The organism is Thalassobellus citreus, assembly GCF_044385915.1.
Lineage (GTDB): Bacteria > Bacteroidota > Bacteroidia > Flavobacteriales > Flavobacteriaceae > Thalassobellus > Thalassobellus citreus.
Genome location: NZ_JBISCC010000117.1, coordinates 24,040 through 43,700, shown reverse-complemented (window position 1 = coordinate 43,700; position 19,661 = coordinate 24,040). Strand labels below are relative to the sequence as shown.

At 32.0% G+C, this 19,661-nt stretch carries 21 protein-coding genes and 1 pseudogene; 12 read left to right on the top strand and 10 right to left on the bottom strand.

The features are described from left to right. Positions 1 to 525: 525 nt before the first annotated feature. From xylA to ACH5TX_RS04120, 8 genes are all read right to left on the bottom strand, one after another. Positions 526 to 1,851, bottom strand: coding sequence for a xylose isomerase (gene xylA / locus ACH5TX_RS04155; protein ID WP_439338277.1), 1,326 nt, complete (start codon positions 1,849 to 1,851; stop codon positions 526 to 528). 173 nt (positions 1,852 to 2,024) lie between these two features. Then, positions 2,025 to 3,509, bottom strand: coding sequence for a xylulokinase (locus ACH5TX_RS04150; protein WP_439338276.1), 1,485 nt, complete (start codon positions 3,507 to 3,509; stop codon positions 2,025 to 2,027). Between the two features lie 3 nt (positions 3,510 to 3,512). Beyond that, positions 3,513 to 4,535 (bottom strand): GntR family transcriptional regulator, encoded by a 1,023-nt coding sequence (locus ACH5TX_RS04145; protein ID WP_439338275.1) that lies wholly within the window; start codon positions 4,533 to 4,535, stop codon positions 3,513 to 3,515. A gap of 140 nt (positions 4,536 to 4,675) precedes the next feature. Next, positions 4,676 to 4,945, bottom strand: coding sequence for a hypothetical protein (locus ACH5TX_RS04140; RefSeq protein ID WP_439338274.1), 270 nt, complete (start codon positions 4,943 to 4,945; stop codon positions 4,676 to 4,678). A 167-nt stretch (positions 4,946 to 5,112) separates the two neighbouring features. Continuing rightward, positions 5,113 to 5,508 (bottom strand): rhodanese-like domain-containing protein, encoded by a 396-nt coding sequence (locus ACH5TX_RS04135; protein ID WP_439338273.1) that lies wholly within the window; start codon positions 5,506 to 5,508, stop codon positions 5,113 to 5,115. 11 nt (positions 5,509 to 5,519) lie between these two features. After that, the gene (locus ACH5TX_RS04130; protein WP_439338272.1) at positions 5,520 to 5,837 is read right to left on the bottom strand and encodes a rhodanese-like domain-containing protein; all 318 of its coding nucleotides are present in this window, start codon (positions 5,835 to 5,837) and stop codon (positions 5,520 to 5,522) included. Between the two features lie 115 nt (positions 5,838 to 5,952). Beyond that, entirely contained in the window at positions 5,953 to 6,570 is a 618-nt protein-coding gene (locus ACH5TX_RS04125) for a thioredoxin family protein (protein WP_439338271.1), read from the bottom strand. Positions 6,571 to 6,575: 5 nt separating this feature from the next. Beyond that, positions 6,576 to 7,121, bottom strand: a complete 546-nt coding sequence (locus ACH5TX_RS04120; RefSeq protein WP_439338270.1) for a TlpA disulfide reductase family protein — start codon at positions 7,119 to 7,121, stop codon at positions 6,576 to 6,578. Positions 7,122 to 7,423: 302 nt separating this feature from the next. Between ACH5TX_RS04120 and ACH5TX_RS04115 the strand changes: the two genes are divergently transcribed. The 11 genes and pseudogenes from ACH5TX_RS04115 (at position 7,424) to ACH5TX_RS04065 (ending at position 16,025) form a co-directional block, all read left to right on the top strand. Next, positions 7,424 to 8,830, top strand: coding sequence for an anthranilate synthase component I family protein (locus tag ACH5TX_RS04115; RefSeq protein ID WP_439338269.1), 1,407 nt, complete (start codon positions 7,424 to 7,426; stop codon positions 8,828 to 8,830). A 213-nt stretch (positions 8,831 to 9,043) separates the two neighbouring features. Beyond that, entirely contained in the window at positions 9,044 to 9,613 is a 570-nt protein-coding gene (locus tag ACH5TX_RS04110) for an anthranilate synthase component II (protein WP_439338268.1), read from the top strand. A 259-nt stretch (positions 9,614 to 9,872) separates the two neighbouring features. Further along, on the top strand, positions 9,873 to 10,865 hold the full coding sequence (gene trpD / locus ACH5TX_RS04105; RefSeq protein ID WP_439338267.1) for an anthranilate phosphoribosyltransferase: 993 nt from the start codon (positions 9,873 to 9,875) through the stop codon (positions 10,863 to 10,865). A gap of 236 nt (positions 10,866 to 11,101) precedes the next feature. Then, a complete protein-coding gene (trpC, locus tag ACH5TX_RS04100) occupies positions 11,102 to 11,887 on the top strand; it encodes an indole-3-glycerol phosphate synthase TrpC (RefSeq protein WP_439338266.1) in 786 nt (261 codons plus the stop codon). Continuing rightward, positions 11,884 to 12,477, top strand: a pseudogene (locus ACH5TX_RS04095) (phosphoribosylanthranilate isomerase); the annotation flags it as partial. The gene trpC and the pseudogene ACH5TX_RS04095, both read left to right, overlap by 4 nt. Before the next feature lie 42 nt (positions 12,478 to 12,519). Beyond that, a complete protein-coding gene (gene trpB, locus ACH5TX_RS04090) occupies positions 12,520 to 13,701 on the top strand; it encodes a tryptophan synthase subunit beta (RefSeq protein WP_439338444.1) in 1,182 nt (393 codons plus the stop codon). Between the two features lie 50 nt (positions 13,702 to 13,751). After that, entirely contained in the window at positions 13,752 to 14,036 is a 285-nt protein-coding gene (locus ACH5TX_RS04085) for a GIY-YIG nuclease family protein (protein WP_439338265.1), read from the top strand. Between the two features lie 54 nt (positions 14,037 to 14,090). After that, complete coding sequence (trpA, locus tag ACH5TX_RS04080; RefSeq protein WP_439338264.1) at positions 14,091 to 14,855, top strand: tryptophan synthase subunit alpha; 765 nt, start codon at positions 14,091 to 14,093, stop codon at positions 14,853 to 14,855. Between the two features lie 43 nt (positions 14,856 to 14,898). Next, positions 14,899 to 15,276 (top strand): DUF805 domain-containing protein, encoded by a 378-nt coding sequence (locus ACH5TX_RS04075; RefSeq protein ID WP_439338263.1) that lies wholly within the window; start codon positions 14,899 to 14,901, stop codon positions 15,274 to 15,276. A 79-nt stretch (positions 15,277 to 15,355) separates the two neighbouring features. Continuing rightward, positions 15,356 to 15,583, top strand: a complete 228-nt coding sequence (locus tag ACH5TX_RS04070) for a hypothetical protein (RefSeq protein ID WP_439338262.1) — start codon at positions 15,356 to 15,358, stop codon at positions 15,581 to 15,583. Then, positions 15,573 to 16,025, top strand: coding sequence for a tRNA (cytidine(34)-2'-O)-methyltransferase (locus ACH5TX_RS04065; protein WP_439338261.1), 453 nt, complete (start codon positions 15,573 to 15,575; stop codon positions 16,023 to 16,025). The genes ACH5TX_RS04070 and ACH5TX_RS04065 overlap by 11 nt, the downstream gene beginning before the upstream one ends. 40 nt (positions 16,026 to 16,065) lie before the next feature. On the opposite strand, the gene ACH5TX_RS04060 is transcribed toward ACH5TX_RS04065, so the two are convergent. Beyond that, entirely contained in the window at positions 16,066 to 17,526 is a 1,461-nt protein-coding gene (locus ACH5TX_RS04060; protein WP_439338260.1) for an aminoacyl-histidine dipeptidase, read from the bottom strand. Positions 17,527 to 17,702: 176 nt separating this feature from the next. Between ACH5TX_RS04060 and ACH5TX_RS04055 the strand changes: the two genes are divergently transcribed. Next, positions 17,703 to 18,773, top strand: a complete 1,071-nt coding sequence (locus tag ACH5TX_RS04055) for a DUF3810 domain-containing protein (RefSeq protein ID WP_439338259.1) — start codon at positions 17,703 to 17,705, stop codon at positions 18,771 to 18,773. A 7-nt stretch (positions 18,774 to 18,780) separates the two neighbouring features. On the opposite strand, the gene ACH5TX_RS04050 is transcribed toward ACH5TX_RS04055, so the two are convergent. Further along, positions 18,781 to 19,566 (bottom strand): DUF6503 family protein, encoded by a 786-nt coding sequence (locus ACH5TX_RS04050; protein WP_439338258.1) that lies wholly within the window; start codon positions 19,564 to 19,566, stop codon positions 18,781 to 18,783. Positions 19,567 to 19,661 lie beyond the last annotated feature (95 nt).

The following is a 19,661-nucleotide window of genomic DNA, read 5'->3' as shown; positions in this document are numbered from 1 at the left end:
TATTTAAACATCATAAAAAGGGAAAAGAATTAATTTATTCTTTTCTCTTTTTTTTATGACAAAAAAATTACAAAACACACTTATTCTACTACTAGATATTATTATTTGAATAACATATTTTATTATTATCACCTATTGCACAAGTAATCATTTCAAACATACACACCATTAATCACACAAACTATTTCGCTGATTATCATTAAATTACAAATTATCATTTATTTTTTAAGTGTTTTGGTTTTATTCATTACAACTATGACCATTCTAGATTTAGTTAAACAATATAATAGGGAGTAATCAAGATGTTTTAGAAAACAACACTTTTAAAGGCGTTGTTGTATACAAATGTATTTCTAAAGATATACTAGAAGGCTTTTGGTCTGAAAAACATGGAAACCCACTTTACCTTGGAGAGGAATGTTGCTTTCGAATTAACAATAAAGAGCAGCTGTTAGACTAAAAATCAAGCACAAAAAAACCTCAACTATTAAATAATTGAGGTTTCATTTTATAAATAACTAATGCTTAAATATACTGATTTATAATATTTTCAAACAATTCTTGTTTACCACTTTTTAATGATAACTCACCGTTTTCTTGAGCTATTTTGTATAAATCTTGTAACCCTAATTGCCCTTCTTCAAAAGCTTTTCCTTTTCCAGAATCGAAAGAAGCATAACGCTCTGTTCTTAACTTTTCGTAAGGAGACGATGTTATAATTTTATCTGCAATAAGTAAAGCACGTGCAAAAGTATCAGCACCTCCAATATGTGCATGGAATACATCTTCTAAATCGGTTGAGTTTCTTCTGATTTTTGCATCAAAATTAACACCTCCACCTTGTAAGCCACCTGCTTTTAAGAACACCAACATAGCTTCTGTTGTTTCTTGAATATTGTTTGGAAACTGGTCGGTATCCCATCCGTTTTGGTAATCGCCACGGTTAGCATCTAAGCTTCCTAACATACCTGCTTTAGCAGCTACTTCAATTTCGTGTTGGAATGTATGTTGTGCTAAAGTAGCGTGATTTACTTCTATATTTATTTTAAAGTCTTTATCTAAACCATATTCTTTTAAGAAACCAATAGCTGTAGCCGAATCGAAATCGTACTGATGTTTAGAAGGCTCCATTGGTTTTGGTTCTATAAAGAAATTTCCTTTAAACCCATTAGCTCTCGCGTAATCTCTAGCCATGGTTAAAAATTGTGCCATGTGATCTAACTCACGTCCCATGTCTGTATTTAATAAAGACATATAACCTTCACGACCACCCCAGAACACATAGTTTTCGCCATTTAATGCTATGGTAGCATCTAAAGCTAATTTTACTTGCCCCCCTGCTCTAGCAACCACATCGAACTCTGGGTTTGTAGAAGCTCCATTCATATAACGCGGATTAGAAAAACAGTTTGCTGTACCCCAAAGTAATTTTACATCTGAAGCTGCTTGTTTTTCCTTTAGGTAATCAGTAATAGTTGCTAATCTACTTTCAGACTCACCAAATGTTGCGCCTTCTCTAATTAAATCGAAATCGTGAAAACAGTAATAACCGAATCCCATTTTTGTTATAAATTCAAAAGCTGCATCTGCTTTGTCTTTTGCTGCTTGAATAGCATCAGCAGGTTTGTCCCACTCAAAACTTTGCGTTCCTGGACCAAATGGATCTGATCCTTGTCCGCAGAATGTATGCCAGTATGCTACTGAAAATTTAAAATGTTCGCGCATGGTTTTTCCTGCGACTACTTGATCTGGATTGTAATATTTGAATGCTAACGGATTGTCTGATTCTTTGCCTTCAAACTTAATGTCTCCTATGCCTTTGTAATACTCTTTGTTTCCTATAATTGCCATTTTTTTCAGGTATTAATTGTTTATCTGTTTATTTACTAAGTTGTTTAATAGTTACTATGTGCGTTAGGGATTGAAGCATTTGTTGAAGCTCTCCCGATTTTTCATCGGGAAGCGACTGCGAAAAGCCCGACCTGTTCCTGAACTAAATTCAGGATAAAGGTAACGCCCTAATGTTATTTATTTAAAATGAGTTCTAATTCGTTTTTCCAGTTATTATATGCTTTTAAGTATGGTTCTTTGTCTTTAAAAGGCATGAACGTCATAACGTGATCGTTATCAATAATTGACTTTCCAAAGGTTTCAAAATCGCCTTTATGCAAATGCGCTGCTCTTGCGGCACCTATGGCACCTGTTGTATTATAAATTTCGATTTCTTGCTCGATTAAAGTCGCCATTGTGTTTGCAAAGATTTCGGAGCGGAATAAATTATCGTTACCTGCTCTAATAACTTTAGTTTTAATGCCATCTGATTTTAAAATCTCCATACCATACACAAACGAAAAGGCAATACCTTCTAAAGCTGCACGACACATATGACCTTTATGATGATTATTTAAGTTGATATTTACAAGGCGTGTGCCTATTTCTTTATTATTTAACATACGTTCGGCTCCGTTTCCGAAAGGTATTAAGCATACACCATCTGATCCTACAGGAATATCGGTTGCCAAATTATTCATTTCTTCATAAGAGCTTACAGCTAAATTATTTAATAACCAACGGTACTGAATTCCCGCACCGTTAATACAAAGTAATTTCCCTATTCGTGCGGCAGCTCCTTTTTTATAATTTACGTGTGCAAAATTATTAACGCGAGCACTTTCTTTTACAGACAAACTATCGGTAACTGCATAAACAACTCCCGACGTTCCTCCTGTTGCTGCTACTTCTCCTGGATTGAATACATTTAAAGACAAGGCGTTATTTGGCTGATCACCTGCTCTGTAATAAATAGGAGTTCCTACTGCTATTCCTGATGCTTCTTCTCCTTTTTCATCGACCAACGATTGTTCTCCAAAGGTTTCTACTATATCTGGCACCAACGCTTTATCTATCCCATAATGTTCTAAAAGAAAATCGGCAACTGTGTCCTTTTTAAAATCCCAAAAAATGCCTTCAGATAATCCTGAAATGGTTGTATTTATAGTATTTGAAAATTTATATGCAATGTAATCGCCAGGTAACATGAATTTATAGATGTTTTTATAAACATCTGGTTCATTATCTTTTACCCATTTTAATTTTGAAGCTGTAAAATTTGCTGGTGAGTTTAATAAGCTTTCTGAACAGGCATTTTCGCCTATAGTTTGAAAAGCTTCATTACCAATTTCTACAGCACGACTATCGCACCAGATTATACTTTTACGAAGTGGGTTCCCTTCTTTATCAACCAATACCAAACCGTGCATTTGATACGAAATACCAATGCCTTTAATTTGTGTTCTGCTTACATTATATTGTTTCTTTAAACTGGTTATGGCTGCACAAATATGCTGCCACCAATCGTTTGGTTTTTGTTCTGCCCAACCATTTTTTTTAGCAAACATGCCCATTTCTTCTTTTGGTTCTTGTACAACACCTATACTTTTACCTGTGGCTATTTCTACTAAAGCGGCTTTAATAGACGAGCTTCCTATATCTAATCCTAAATAGTACATAGTTTATAATGATTCTCTTAATATTAGTTTAGTTGGAATATAGCATTGCATTGTGTTATCATTACTAACAAACTCTGCTGCTTTATTTCCTATTTCTTTAAAATCTGTTGAGATAACAGATATTCCTTTATATATAAATTTTTTCATAGGCGTTTCATTATAAGATAAAAAACCTACATCAGTTCCTGGTTCTATATTCAACTCGCGACTTTGTTCTAAAAACATACCTAAAATTCTATCGCTTACACTTATATACGCTTCACCCCTTTTAATATTAAAGTTTTTTGCTTCTGTAATAATTTCAAAATTCAAATGTTGAAGTTCACAAAACTTTTTAAAATAAGTTATTGCTTCTATTGGGTGATAGGTAAAGTCTGGATATACAAAAACAATCTTTTCATATTTCTTGAAAGCCTCTTTAGCTTCTTCTAAACATTTATAAAATGACACTCCAAAATCTTGAAACACAAAATTATTATTAGGCTTTGAATGAATGTTCCAATCTATTAAAAGTAGCTTGCTATCATCTATCTCTGATAATACACTTGAAACCTCCTTGTTATCAAAACTCATAACAACGTACTTATAATACTTTCCTTTACTATTATTTAGTATAGTTTTAAAATTATCAATATTATAATGATGAAACTGTACATCTACTATAACATTCTTTGGTAAATCATTTACAAATGAATGATACAGCACTTCTTTATAAGCTTTAAAAGTATCTAAAACTAAGAGTACTTTTCTTGTATCATTAGCTACGTAATACCCCTTATTAGGAACAGATTCTATTACATTCTGTTCTTTTAAAATAGAATACGATTTAAAAACGGTATCTCTAGATAGGTTATAAGTAGAACAAATTTTATTTACAGACGGCAAAGCATCACCGCTTGACAATGTATTATTAGCAAGCGCATTATTTATAGCGTTTACCAATTGTTGATACTTTGGAATATCACTATTAATATTTATATCTAAATTAACCTTCATTAAACCGTTCTGTTCTGTTCTGGTTGTCAAAAATATAAATTTTAAATGAAACAAAACGAATCTTATAAATTATTTTTTGCTATTTGATCTCTAAATCTCGGTTTTAGACATAAAAAAACCATTTAAACATAAATGTTTAAATGGTTTAATTTTATAGTAGAATGAAAGTATTAACTAACTCTCTGTTTCTTTTTCATTTTTTCTAGAAGCACTAATTCACGGTGAATTTCTTCTTTTCGTTCATTAAATTTCTGAACTTTAGCATCAACAAGTTTTTGCTTTTCTATACTTTCTTGTCGTCTTAATTCTTCCTTTGCAAGTAATCTTTTAGCTTCTCTTTTTTGCTTAATTTTTACAATTGCAACTGAAAAATATGCATAACCGTACATACTTAAAAATAACAATGCAATTATTCCTAATATTACATAACCGTTTTCCATAACTTCTTCTTAATTAAATAATTCTAATTCTATTAGGCACATTAAAAAATTGGCTAATAAAACTTATATAAAATTAATAAAAAGAATCTTCCAATTAGAATAAAAAAGGTGAAGTACTAAAAAAAAAGATTAAAGTTTAAAAAACATATTTTTTTGACAAAATCTCTTTATTTTTTAATTTTATACCCTTCTGATTTCCAGTTTAAAATTCCACCTTCCAAATCGTAAATTTTTGTAAAACCCGCATCCAAAAACACACTTACACTATTTGCGCTACGCCTTCCTGATCTACAATAAACTAATACTGGTTTTGATTTGTCTAATTTGTTTATTTCATCTTTAAAGGTAGAAGAATAAAAATCTATATTTTTAGCTGTAACAATAAAACCTTCACTAAATTCTTTTGGTGTTCTAACATCTATAAGCTGAACGGAATCAGCGTCTAAAAAAGCTTTCAATTCTTTAGGAGAAATAACTTTTACTTGCTCTTGGTTTAAAGTCTTTTTACAGCTAAAACCAAAAGTACTTATTACAATACAAAAAAATAAAACGAAATGTTTCATGAGCAAATATTTTAATCTAAATCAACAACATCACCTGTCCATTCCATCATACCTCCTTCAAGGTTATAAGCGTTTTCAAAACCTAATTGCTCCATAATATTACATGCTTGCCCACTTCTATTTCCTGAACGACAATACACATAATAATTTTTACTTTTATCAAGATCTTCAAGTTCATTAATAAATTCTTGACCTTTATAAATATCTATATGAATGGCATTTGCTATAATACCATCTGCAACTTCAGCATCAGTTCTTACATCTAAAACAACAGCATTATCATCGTTTGCTAATTGTTCTGTCCATTCTTCTTGTGTTAAATCTTCCATGTTATCTTTATTAAATAATATATATATTACAAAATTAATACATCTAAAACTATAGACGAAAAAAAATCCGAAGTATTACAACTCCGGATTTCATATATCAAATTCCTTGCCTCTTTTAAACTTTAATAGAACAACCAATAGCTTTTGTTTCTTTTTGTTCTATCGATTTACCTTCCAACAAAGCATCAACCGCTTCTTCAACATATTTAGTTTTTACAGCTGAAGCATCTTTATAATTATCATCAATAGCTCCTATATATTCAACTGTATTCACACCATCGCCTTTTTCCAAAATAAATACGTGCGGTGTTTTTGTTGCTCCAAATTTTGGATACACTTTTTGTCCCTCGTCAATTAAATATGGAAAAGTAAATCCTTTTTCTTGTGCTCTTTGCTTCATCGCTTCTAAATTATCTCCAGGCTTTACATCTGTATTATTTGGCATAATAGCAATTACAGGATACCCTTTACTAGCATACTTTTCGTTTAAAGCCTGAACTCTATCTTCATATGCAACAGCAAACGGACAGGTATTACAAGTAAAAACCACAATAAATCCTTTAGCATCGTTATAATCTGATAACGACACCATATTGCCATCAATATTTTTAAGCGAAAAATCTTCAGCGACATCTCCTATTTTATAACCTTCATTACTCGTTGATTTGTTAATTGTAAAAGCACTAATACATAATACAATAGCAAGAGCTGATAATAGTTTAATTGTTTTCATAATTATTAATTTAAAAATGGTTTTAATTCGGTTTCTAATTCTTCGAATGAAAATGACTGTTCAAAGAATTTACTCGTATCGTTTTTATAAATAATAGTCGCTGGAATAGATCCAGACCAAGATTTATTTATTTGAGGAATCCAAGTATTCATATCGGCATCATCTAAAGCAATTACTTTAGATTTTAACTTCTTTTCTTTAATAAAAGGTTTCAATTTCTTTTCATATAAATGCGGAAAATCTAAACTTACCAAAATTACCTTGACATTTTTATTCGCATATGTCTCATTTAATTTTTCAAATGAAGGCAATTCTTTTACGCATGGCGCACACCAAGTAGCCCAGAAATTAATAACATAAATAGTATCATTCTTCTTATTTAAAAACTTTTTAAAACCATTAAAATCATAAACTTCCAACTCAATGTCATTTACAATAGCATCATCTATAACTGATTCTACAATTGTTTTATCAGCAATATCTAGATTTGTTTTTTTGTCTTTACAACTAGCCATTAAAAGAATGGCAACAAATAATAATTTTAACTTCATAATTGTAAAATTAATTAATAATTCATTGCATAATACACACTTTAACAAACTTTTATTTAAAAAATATCTCAAAGTATTGTTTAATTATATTTTCATTTCTATATTTGAACCAGTTAAAAAAACAAAAATGAATACAATTTTAAATAATACTTGGTGGTGGTGCTTTCGAAACTAACGTTCGTGAAGTAAAATCCTAGTATATTTAAAACTCAAAATATCCAAAAGGCTTGTCATTCACGACAAGCCTTTTTTTTATTACAATAATTTCATTTCCGCAAAAGCAGAAAAATTAAAAACATTAAATGGAAAAATTTAGTCTTTATACGCATCATAAAAGAATCTTAACAGATACCATTACACCTGTTACTGTGTATTATAAAATACGTGACAAATACCCAAATAGTATTCTTTTAGAAAGTGGTGATTACCACCGAAGTCATAAAAACTTCTCTTATATCTGCTTCAATCCTATTGCAACAATAAAGATTGAAAACGAAGTTATTACTCAAACATTTCCTGACGAAAGTACAACAACTTTAAACATCACAGAAGATGTTAATGTGGCTAACGAAATCCATAAATTCACAAAACGATTTGATGTCACTACCGATGAAGACTTCAAATTCATTAACAACGGAATTTTTGGATACACAGCTTATGATGCTGTTCGATACTTTGAAGATGTAGAAATTAGCAAAAAAGACGATTCTGTTGTTATTCCAGATGTTTATTATGCCGTTTACAAAAACATAATTGCGATAAATCACTTTAAAAACGAAGCCTATATTTTTGCGCATTGTTATAAAGACACCGAAAATAATATTCATGATATTGATAAACTTATAAACGTTCAGAATTTCGCATCCTATAACTTCTATTCAAAAGGAGATATCAACTCCAACCTAACCGATGATGAGTTTAGAGAACATGTCGAACTAGCTAGAAAACACTGCCAACGCGGAGATGTTTTTCAATTAGTATTATCAAGACGATTTTCTCAAGAATTTACGGGAGACGATTTTAATGTATATCGCGCTTTAAGAAGCATCAACCCATCACCTTACCTATTTTATTTCGATTATGGCGATTTCAAAATTTTCGGAAGTTCGCCAGAAGCACAACTTATAGTTGATGATGGTTTAGCCGAAATACACCCCATTGCAGGAACCTTTAAAAGAACTGGAGACGAGCAAAAAGATGAAATTTTAGCCGAAAAACTTAAAAAAGACGACAAGGAAAATGCCGAACATGTCATGCTAGTCGATTTAGCTAGAAACGATTTAAGTCGCCACGGTAGCGAAGTAAAAGTAGTTACCTATCGCGAAGTTCAATTTTTCTCGCACGTCATCCATTTGGTAAGTAAAGTTACAGGTCAAAAACATAAAGAGACCTCTACTATGCAAGTCGTTGCCGACACGTTTCCTGCAGGTACTTTAAGTGGTGCTCCAAAACACAGAGCCATGCAACTTATCGAGCAATACGAAAAAACAAGTCGTGGTTTTTACGGTGGAGCCATTGGGTTTATGGATTTCGATGGTAATTTTAATCACGCCATCATGATTCGAACCTTTTTAAGTAAAAATTACAAACTCAATTGGCAAGCAGGCGCTGGTTTGGTTTCAAAATCTAATCAAGAAAACGAATTACAAGAAGTTTACAATAAATTAGGAGCTTTAACAAAAGCAATTAAATTGGCAGAAGATGTTTAAATTTATGGCGTTACCACAAGGGTCGGGCTTTCACAAGTCGCTTCCCTATGAAAAATCGGGAGAGCTCCAACAATTGTTCAATCCCTAACGCACTAAGTCCGCAGATGGCAGTCATTAGTTAAAAGTCAGTGCAGACCAGACAGTTAAGAGTTAAGAGTTAAGAGTTAAGAAAATAACATTAAAAGATTACCGCCTACGCGGAAATATAAAAATATGAATACAAAAGTACTAGTAATAGACAATTACGACAGTTTTACATACAATCTCGTCCACTATTTAGAAGATTTAAATTGTGATGTTACTGTTGTAAGAAACGATAAATTAGCCCTAGAAGATGTAGAACCTTTTGATAAAATTGTATTATCGCCAGGTCCAGGCATCCCAGATGAAGCCGGTTTATTAAAACCAATAATTGAAAGATACGCCCCAACAAAAAGTATTTTAGGCGTATGTTTAGGGCAACAAGCCATAGGCGAAGTCTTTGGCGGATCGCTAGTAAATTTAGACGATGTTTATCACGGTGTAGCAACCAATGTAACCATATGTGTTAATGATGAAGCTATATTTAAAGGCTTAGAAAAAAACATCGAAGTAGGACGCTATCATTCTTGGGTTGTAAATGCAGATTTACCAGATAGTTTAGAAGCAACCTCTTTTGATGCAAACGGACAAATCATGTCGTTACGACATAGAGAATACGATGTAAGAGGCGTGCAATACCATCCAGAATCGGTATTAACACCAGACGGAAAGAAAATTTTAGAAAACTGGATTAATAGCTAGTTAGTAGTTTATTGGTAATAAAAACATATAAAATTAAAATAAAAGAAAACAGCAAAAAGTCTAGACCCAAATTCCGATGGAATCGGAAACATCAATCTGCAGAAATAATGAGAGATGGAATGAAGATGCAAAGCGAAGCTTTAAGCACGAAATTCCATGAGCGAATGTTCCGCAGGAATTTCATCAGATTGATTTGATTTTTTGGTTCGTTTTGTATCAAGACAAAATGAACAAAAGGTAATAGAAAAAAGAGCAATTAATGAAAAACATACTCAACAGATTAATAAATCACGAAACCATTTCTAGCGAAGAAGCTAAACAAGTTATAGTTAACATATCAAACGATATGTATAACCCAAGTCAAATTACTTGTTTTCTATCTGTTTTCATGATGCGAAGCATTACTTTAGAAGAATTACAAGGCTTTAGAGATGCGCTTTTAGAACTATGTATTCCTATAAACCTGAGTGATTATAATGCCATTGATATTGTAGGAACAGGAGGCGATGGTAAAAATACATTCAATATTTCTACACTGTCCTCTTTTATTACAGCTGGTGCTGGTGTTCATGTTTCTAAACACGGAAACTATGGTGTATCATCAACATCGGGTTCATCAAATGTCATGGAATCTTTAGGTGTTAAATTCTCTAACGATGAAGGCTTTTTAAAACGCTGTTTAGACAACGCTGGAATATGCATATTACACGCACCTCTTTTTCATCCAGCCATGAAAAATGTGGCACCTATTCGTCGTGAGCTAGGTGTTAAAACATTTTTTAATATGTTGGGCCCCATGGTAAACCCATCATTTCCAAAGAATCAGGTTTTAGGTGTTTTTAATTTAGAACTGCTACGTCTTTATAGCTTTATGTATCAAAATACAGATAAGAATTATAATATTGTTTATGCACTAGATGGCTATGATGAAATTTCATTAACAGGAAAAGCTAAAATTGTATCAAATAAATCGGAAACCATATTTTCACCAGAAGATTTAGGAGTATCACAAATAAAACAAAACGCTATTTTTGGAGGTAATACTATTGACGATGCAGCAAAAATATTTGTTGATATTATTAGTAATAAAGGTACCAAAGCACAAAACAATGTCGTTTGTGCAAATGCAGGACTTGCCATTGCAACCACCAAACAAATTAGCCATAAAGAAGGTTTCGAAATGGCAAAAGAATCATTGTTTTCTGGAAAAGCAAAAACGAGTTTAGATAAATTAATTGAATTGAGTAAATAGTTAATTGTTAAAACAATATAAAATTAGAATAAAAAAAAGCAAAAAGTCTAGACCCAAATTCCGATAGAATCGGAAACATCAATCTGCAGAAATAATGAGCGGAGGAATGAAGATGCGAAGCGAAGCTTCAAGCACGTAATTCCGAAAGCGAATGTTCCGCAGGAATTTCACCAGATTGATTTGATTTTTTGGTTCGTTTTGTATCAAGACAAAATGAACAGAAATAAATTATAAAAATGAATATTTTAGACAAAATAACATTAGATAAAAGAAATGAAGTAGCACTAAGAAAGCAACTCATTCCAACATCGCAATTAGAACAATCTGTTTTATTTGAAAGACAAACCGTATCGCTTGCTAACAACTTACGAAATAGCAAATCAGGCATTATAGCCGAACACAAAAGACGTTCTCCTTCAAAATCTGTAATCAACAACACTTTAAACGTTCAAGATGTTGCTAAAGGTTATGAAGAGGCAGGTGTTTGTGGGATGTCTGTTTTAACAGATGGAAAATACTTTGGAGGTTCTTTAGACGATTTACTAACCGCCAGAGCAAGTTGTAATCTGCCTTTATTAAGAAAAGAATTCATCATAGACGAATACCAACTTTTAGAAGCCAAAGCTTATGGTGCCGATGTTATTTTATTAATAGCAGCCATTCTAACTAAAGCAGAAATAAAGCAATTCTCAGAATTTGCAAAAAGTTTACATTTAGATGTACTTTTAGAAGTTCATAATGAAGAAGAATTACACAAATCTATCATGCCAAGTTTAGATATGTTAGGCGTAAATAACAGAAACTTAAAGACATTTGACGTTAGCTTAGAAACGAGTAAAACATTAAGCTCATTAATCCCTAATGACTTTGTAAAAGTATCAGAAAGTGGTATTAGTAATATTGAAGCTATAAAAGAATTACAGCCATACGGATACCAAGGATTTTTAATTGGTGAAAACTTTATGAAAACAGATAATCCTGGATCTAGTGCAACAGAATTTATTAAAACCTTAAAGCAATGAAACTAAAGGTTTGTGGCATGAAATATCAAGATAACATCAAACAAGTTGCAGCATTGCAACCTGATTATCTTGGGTTTATATTTTATGAAAAATCTGCAAGAAATTTTGATTCTGTAATTCCTGAATTACCAAAATCAATAAAGAAAACAGGTGTTTTTGTTGATGCAGATATAGACTTTGTTGTCGATAAAATTAACAAACATAGTTTACAAGCTGTTCAATTACATGGTGAAGAATCACCAAACTATTGTAAAGAATTACAATCTAAAAACATTGAAATTTTCAAAGTATTCTCAATAAAAGACGAATTCGATTTTAGTGTTTTAAAACCTTATGAAGGTATTGTTAATTATTTCCTTTTTGACACGAAAGGCAAACTTCCAGGAGGCAACGGATACACATTCGATTGGAGTGTTTTAAATAACTATCCTTCTACAACGCCATTCTTTTTAAGCGGCGGTATTGGATTGAATCAAATTGAAGATATTAAAAAATTTCAACAAAGTGAAGCTTCAAAGTATTGTTATGCATTAGATGTAAATAGTAAATTTGAAATAGAACCTGGATTAAAAAATATTGAAGATTTAAAAGAATTTAAACAGATTCCTGCCTTCGCAGGAATGACAGAAATTATGAATTATAACGTAAACGAAAAAGGATATTACGGCGAATTTGGTGGTGCATTCATCCCTGAAATGCTTTATCCAAATGTAGAAGAGTTACGCCAAAACTATTTAAAAGTAATGGCTGAACCTGATTTTAAAAAAGAATTCGATCAGCTTTTAAAAGATTATGTAGGTCGCCCTTCCCCTCTCTATTTTGCGAAGCGTCTATCGGAAAAATATAATACCAAAATTTATTTAAAGCGCGAAGATTTAAATCATACAGGTGCTCACAAAATAAACAATACCATTGGTCAAATATTAATGGCTAAACGCTTAGGTAAAACTAGAATTATTGCAGAAACTGGTGCAGGACAACACGGTGTTGCTACAGCAACTGTTTGTGCTTTAATGGGGCTAGAATGTATTGTTTATATGGGAGAAATTGATATTGCTCGTCAAGCACCAAACGTAGCACGTATGAAAATGCTTGGAGCAACTGTTGTACCAGCATTATCTGGAAGTCGTACTTTAAAAGACGCCACTAACGAAGCCATTCGCGATTGGATTGGCAACCCTGTAAATACACATTATATAATCGGTTCAGCTATTGGCCCACACCCATATCCTGATATGGTAACACGTTTTCAATCGGTTATTTCCGAAGAAATAAAATGGCAATTAAAAGAACAAGAAGGCAGAGAAAACCCTGATTATGTAGTCGCTTGTATTGGCGGTGGTAGTAACGCTGCGGGTACATATTATCACTATTTACACGAAGAAGATGTCAACATTATTGCAGTAGAAGCAGCTGGTTTAGGCGTAGATTCTGGAGAAAGCGCAGCCACTTCGGTTTTAGGAAAAGAAGGAATTATTCACGGTTGTAAAACCATGTTAATGCAAACCAAAGACGGACAAATAACAGAGCCATATTCTATTTCGGCAGGTTTAGATTATCCAGGTGTTGGTCCAATGCATGCGCATTTATGTAAAACAGGTCGTGCCGAATTTATGGCAGTAACAGATGATGATGCTATGAATGCAGGATTAGAACTTTGTAAATTAGAAGGTATTATTCCTGCTATTGAAAGCTCGCATGCGCTTGCCATTTTTGAACAAAGAACCTTTAAACCTGAAGATGTTGTTGTGGTAAGTTTATCTGGACGTGGTGATAAGGATTTACAAAACTATATTGAGTATTTTAAAATTTAAGAATTTTATTTTTTTCATTTCCGCGAAGGTGGAAATCTCATAATAAAATAATGGATATTCATTACGTTTACATATTAACAAATAAAAACCATACAGTGTTATATGTTGGAAGAACAAAACAATTAAAAACAAGATTAGTTCAACATAAGAACAATAGTTTAAAAACATTTACAGGAAAATACAATGTTAATAAATTGGTCTATTTTGAAACAACCAAATACGTTAACAATTCTATAAAAAGAGAACGACAAATAAAAAAGTGGAATCGAGAATGGAAGATTAATCTAATTAACGGATTAAACCCTGATTGGAAAGATCTTTCAGAATATATTTAACAAAGCAATAAAAAGATTCCCTCCTTCGAGGGAATGAAAAAATATTCATTTATAATGAACAGGATAAATACGAAATTACAAGAAGACAAAAAACTACTTTCAATATACTTTACAGCAGGTTACCCAAATATTGATGACACTGTTAGCATCATTCAAGATTTAGAAAAAAACGGTGTCGATATGATTGAAATCGGACTTCCGTTTAGTGATCCACTAGCTGATGGCCCAACTATTCAAGCAAGTTCTACACAAGCTCTTAAAAACGGCATGACCACCGAAGTGCTTTTTAATCAATTAAAAGACATTCGTAAAACGGTTTCAATTCCTTTAATCATCATGGGATATTTTAACCCTATGTTTCAATATGGTGTTGAAGCTTTCTGTAAAAAATGTCAAGAAATTGGTGTTGATGGTTTAATTATTCCTGATTTACCAGTGGATGTATATCATGAAGAATACCAAGCTATTTTTGAAAAATACGGAATCATCAATGTATTTTTAATAACGCCACAAACGAGCGATGAACGTATTAGATATATAGATTCAATTTCAAACGGATTTATATATATGGTTAGTACTGCAAGTACAACAGGGGCTCAATCTGGTTTTGGAGACGAGCAAACTGAATACTTTGAACGTATTGGAAACATGAACCTAAAAAACCCTCAAGTTATTGGGTTTGGAATTAGTAATAATGAAACTTTTACGCAAGCTACAAAATATGCAAAAGGCGCTATTATTGGGAGCGCATTTGTAAAGCATATAACTAATGAAGGAGCAAATAGTATTGATAAATTTGTAAATATTATCTTAAAATAAATATATTTGATTTATAATAATCACTAACCAAAAATTTATATTTATGAAATGGTATTTAAAAGTATTAAAACAATATGCTGATTTTAAAGGACGTGCTAGAAGAAAAGAGTACTGGATGTTCTTCTTATTCAATATCCTAATTTCTTATGGTATAGTTTTCTTAGCTTTAGGTTTAGATGTGCCTGAGTTATCTATTTTAAATACAATATACTCATTAGCAGTATTAATTCCTTCTATAGCTGTTGGAGTAAGAAGAATGCATGATGTAGGCAAAAGTGGCTGGTATCTTTTAATACCTATTTATAGCTTCATTCTTGCTGTCACTAATGGAGAAGTAGGCCCAAATAAATGGGGACCTGATCCTAAAGGAAGTGCTGCTGAAGAAATTGACGAAATAGGGAAACCTCAAATTGAGGAGTAAAATTTCAAAAATATTATAAAGCAAAAACCTATTCTCATCTAGAATAGGTTTTTGTTTTACAACTAATTTTTTAAGCAATATGAAGGCACTAACAAAAAACTGGAAACTTATTGTTTTACTTTGTATATCACTAGGTTTAGCTCCTTTTTCTCCAGAACCACATATTGTTGGTAAATTCCGTTGGATTATTGGCGGAGCAAAAGGCATGCAACTAATAGATTGGTTTGACACACTATTCCATGGTTTCCCTTTTATATTATTAATACTCATTATCTTTCAACAAATTTTCAAAAAAAATGGCACTTAACATTGTTTTAATAGAACCAGAAATACCAAATAACACCGGAAACATAGGTAGATTAGCATTAGCATCTGGTTCTCATTTACACTTAGTAAAGCCTTTTGGTTTTGAAATTAGTGACTCACGTTTAAAACGTGCCGGTTTAGATTATTGGCAACATTTACAGGTTACTTATTACGATAACATTGATGAGTTTTTCAGCAAACACAAAGACAAAAAAATGGCCTTTCTTTCCAGTCATGGAAACAAAAACCATTGGGATATTCCTTTTGAGGATGATATGTTTTTAATTTTCGGAAAAGAATCGGTAGGATTACCAAAATCTATTAACGAAACTTATAGTAATTCACTATTTAAAATTCCTTTATATAGCGAACATGTTAGAAGTTTGAATCTTGCTAATGCTGTTAGTATTATAGTTTATGAGGGGTTGAAACAACTTAGATAAATAAACCTTTTTTTTAGATTTTATAAGTAAGATATAAAATTTATTTCACAGGAATCTGCTTCAAAATCTCCAATACAAATTTCCAATATTTTTGAGCAGATGAAATTTGAGCACGTTCATCTGGTGAGTGTGCTCCTTTTATATTAGGTCCAAAACTAATCATATCCATCTCTGGATAATTGGTTCCAAGAATACCACATTCTAAACCTGCATGACAAGCTGCAACGTGTGCTTCTTCCCCATTCATATCTTTATAAATCTTAGATAATATTTTTAAAATAGGAGAATCCATATTAGGTTTCCATCCTGGATAATCTCCAGAAGCAACAACTTCACAACCAGTAAGTTCAAATGTTGCACGAAGTGTATTTACCAAATCCCATTTAGCACTTTCTACAGATGAGCGTGTTAAACAACCTATTTTAACTGCTCCATCTTTAACAATTACGCGAGCAACATTATTAGACGTTTCTACCAAATCTGGAATATCGGCACTCATTCGATAAACACCATTACAAGCCGCATAAATAGCTCTTGTTAATCCTTCTTGAACACCTAAATCCATTATTTTTTCAGGTGCTTCACATTTAGAAACTACAATTTCTAAATCAGGTTCCATGGTTTTAAGCTCCTTTTTTATTGTTGTTGACATTAATGCCATTTCTAATAAAAAAGCATCTTCATGAATAGCATCAATAGCAACAATAGCATTACTCTCTCGTGGAATGGCATTACGTAAACTACCGCCATCAATTTCTGAAATTCTTAAACCAAAATTTTCAAAACCATCAAACAAAACACGGTTCATAATTTTATTAGCATTTCCTAAACCTTCATGAATTTGCATCCCTGAATGTCCGCCTTGTAAGCCTTTAACCGTTACTTTATAGCCTATTTTAAATTCAGGCGTTTCTTCTTCTTCATAACTTCTTGTAGCTGTAACATCTATACCACCTGCACAACCTACACCAATTTCATTATCTTCTTCTGTATCTAAATTCAAAAGTATGCCACCAGAAAGCAAACCGCCTTTTAAACCCATAGCACCTGTCATACCCGTTTCTTCATCAATAGTAAATAAAGCTTCAATAGCTGGATGCTCAATATCGGTGCTTTCTAAAATAGCCATAATGGTTGCAACACCTAAACCGTTATCGGCACCAAGTGTCGTTCCTTTTGCTTTTACCCAATCGCCATCTACATACATGTCTATTCCTTGGGTATCAAAATCGAAAACTGTATCGTTATTTTTTTGATGTACCATGTCTAAATGCGATTGCAAAACCACAGTGGTTCTATTCTCCATACCAGCAGTAGCTGGCTTTTTTATAATAACGTTCCCCACTTCATCTTCAATAGTTTCAAGGTTTAAGCTTTTACCAAAATCTTTCATAAAAGCAATAACACGTTCTTCTTTTTTTGAAGGTCGTGGAACAGCGTTTAAATCGGCAAATTTATTCCAAAGTTGTTGCGGTTGAAGTTGTCTTATTTCTGAGCTCATGAGTCTTTTTTATAATGTTGTGCAAATGTAGCAAAAATGGTTTGACAATTGCTATTACTCCTGATTGAAGTGACATCCTTTTTTGAGGTACGAAAAAAAGATATAACGGAAAGCAGGAAGAAACCTTTATAGATTTTGACAAACCATTGGGTACAAATTTTTATTACTTTTGAAGTATGTTGAAAAAGAGAAAAACCATTATTGCTTTACTACTAATTCCGCAATATTTAATAGTCAAATTACTATCTAATTACCCGGATTTTATTGAGACTTATTACAGCAATGGTTTATACCCCTATATTTCGAAAACCTTTCGATATGTTTTAGGTTGGATGCCTTTTTCGTTTGGCGATTTAATTTATACACTTGCGATTGTTTATAGCATAAGATGGTTTTTTATAAACAGAAAAAAACTGCGTAAAGACACAAAAAACTGGTTTATTGATGTGTTTTCGGTTTTATCCCTTGTTTATTTTACTTTTCATTTGTTTTGGGGTTTGAATTATTACCGCCTGCCACTGCATAAAAATTTGAATTTAAAAAGTGATTATACGACTGAGGAATTAATTGTTGTTACTGAAAAATTATTAGAGACATCGAATAAAATTCATTTAGAAATTGCAAAAAATGACACAATTAAAGTTGAGATCCCTTTTAGCAAAAAAATGACTTTTAAGCTGGCTCCAGAAGGCTATGAAAATTTAAAACAAACATTTCCTAATTTAGAACACAAACCACGAAGTATTAAAAAATCGCTATTTAGTTACCCGCTAACCTATATGGGCTTTAGTGGGTATTTGAATCCGTTAACCAACGAAGCTCAAGTAAACGCTTTAATTCCTGATTTTAAATTCCCAACTACTACCACACATGAAATGGCACATCAATTAGGCTACGCTGCCGAAAATGAAGCCAACTTTATTGGTTGTTTAGCAGCCATAAACCATGATAATATCTATTTTAAATATACAGGTTATACATTTGCTTTACGTTTTTGCTTGAATGAAATTTACAGACGCGATCCGAGTTTATATGAAGATATGATTGCCGGTTTAAACAAGGGCATTCTAAAAAACTATAAAGAAACACGCGACTTTTGGGATGCTCACCAAAACCCAACCGAACCTTTTTTCAAACTGTTTTATGGTAGCTTTTTAAAAGCTAACCAACAAAGTAAAGGCATGGAGAGTTATAGTTATGTAGTGGCTTTATTGGTGAATTATTTTGAATATAGATCTATTGAATAAAATTAAATCATTCTATAATCTCTGCTTTTTCTGGTTTAGCAAAAATTGTAGAATCTGGGTTTTCTTTAGAAAGCATAACATCTACAAAATCAACATCATTTTGTTTATCTGTTATTTTTCCATTTACAACATTATACCATTGAATTGTTTTTGGTAATAACACCCCGTTTATACGTTGCCAATCGTTGTATTTTATATAATGAAAATCTTTACTTTTTTCTTTAGAAAAATAGGTTACCGTATAACCTAACCAAGCCATTTGATAGGTTTCTGGATTATAATACATTATATATTCATCATCAGAAGACTCACCTACTCCACTCTCATAAGATATTTTAATTCCTGGATATTGCTTACCATCAAACTCTAAAGCTTTGGCTGTTTCATAATGAATACCATTATCTGCCAAAACAAAAGGCATCGCATAAAAATAAAACATGAGGTTATAATAAAACTTTGCGTCTCCATTATACCCTATTGTATCTTTTTTATGCAACCAAACGTCCTTTCCGTCAAAACCAAGTATGTGTTTAGACATATCAATACGCGATTTTCTGTTTTTTAAATTAACAGTCGTTATTTCTTTTCCGTCAGGCTTAGGTATTGCAAAAGAAAGTGTTTTCATAGTATTCCAAACATTTAAACCTCCATGAGTTTTAAATACTTTGGAAATGGTTTCTGGATAGTTTTTAACTTCAACTTTTGTTGATTGCACATCTTCTATTTTGGTCGCTTTTGATTGTTTACAAGCAACTAAAACAATAAGCAAAACTGAAAGAATTATATTTTTCATGATATAAATAGTTAATAAGAAGTGCTATGTCGATAAATAAAACCACACATTACAAAAAAGCTTTAGATTTTATTAAACCTAAAGCTTTTATAATG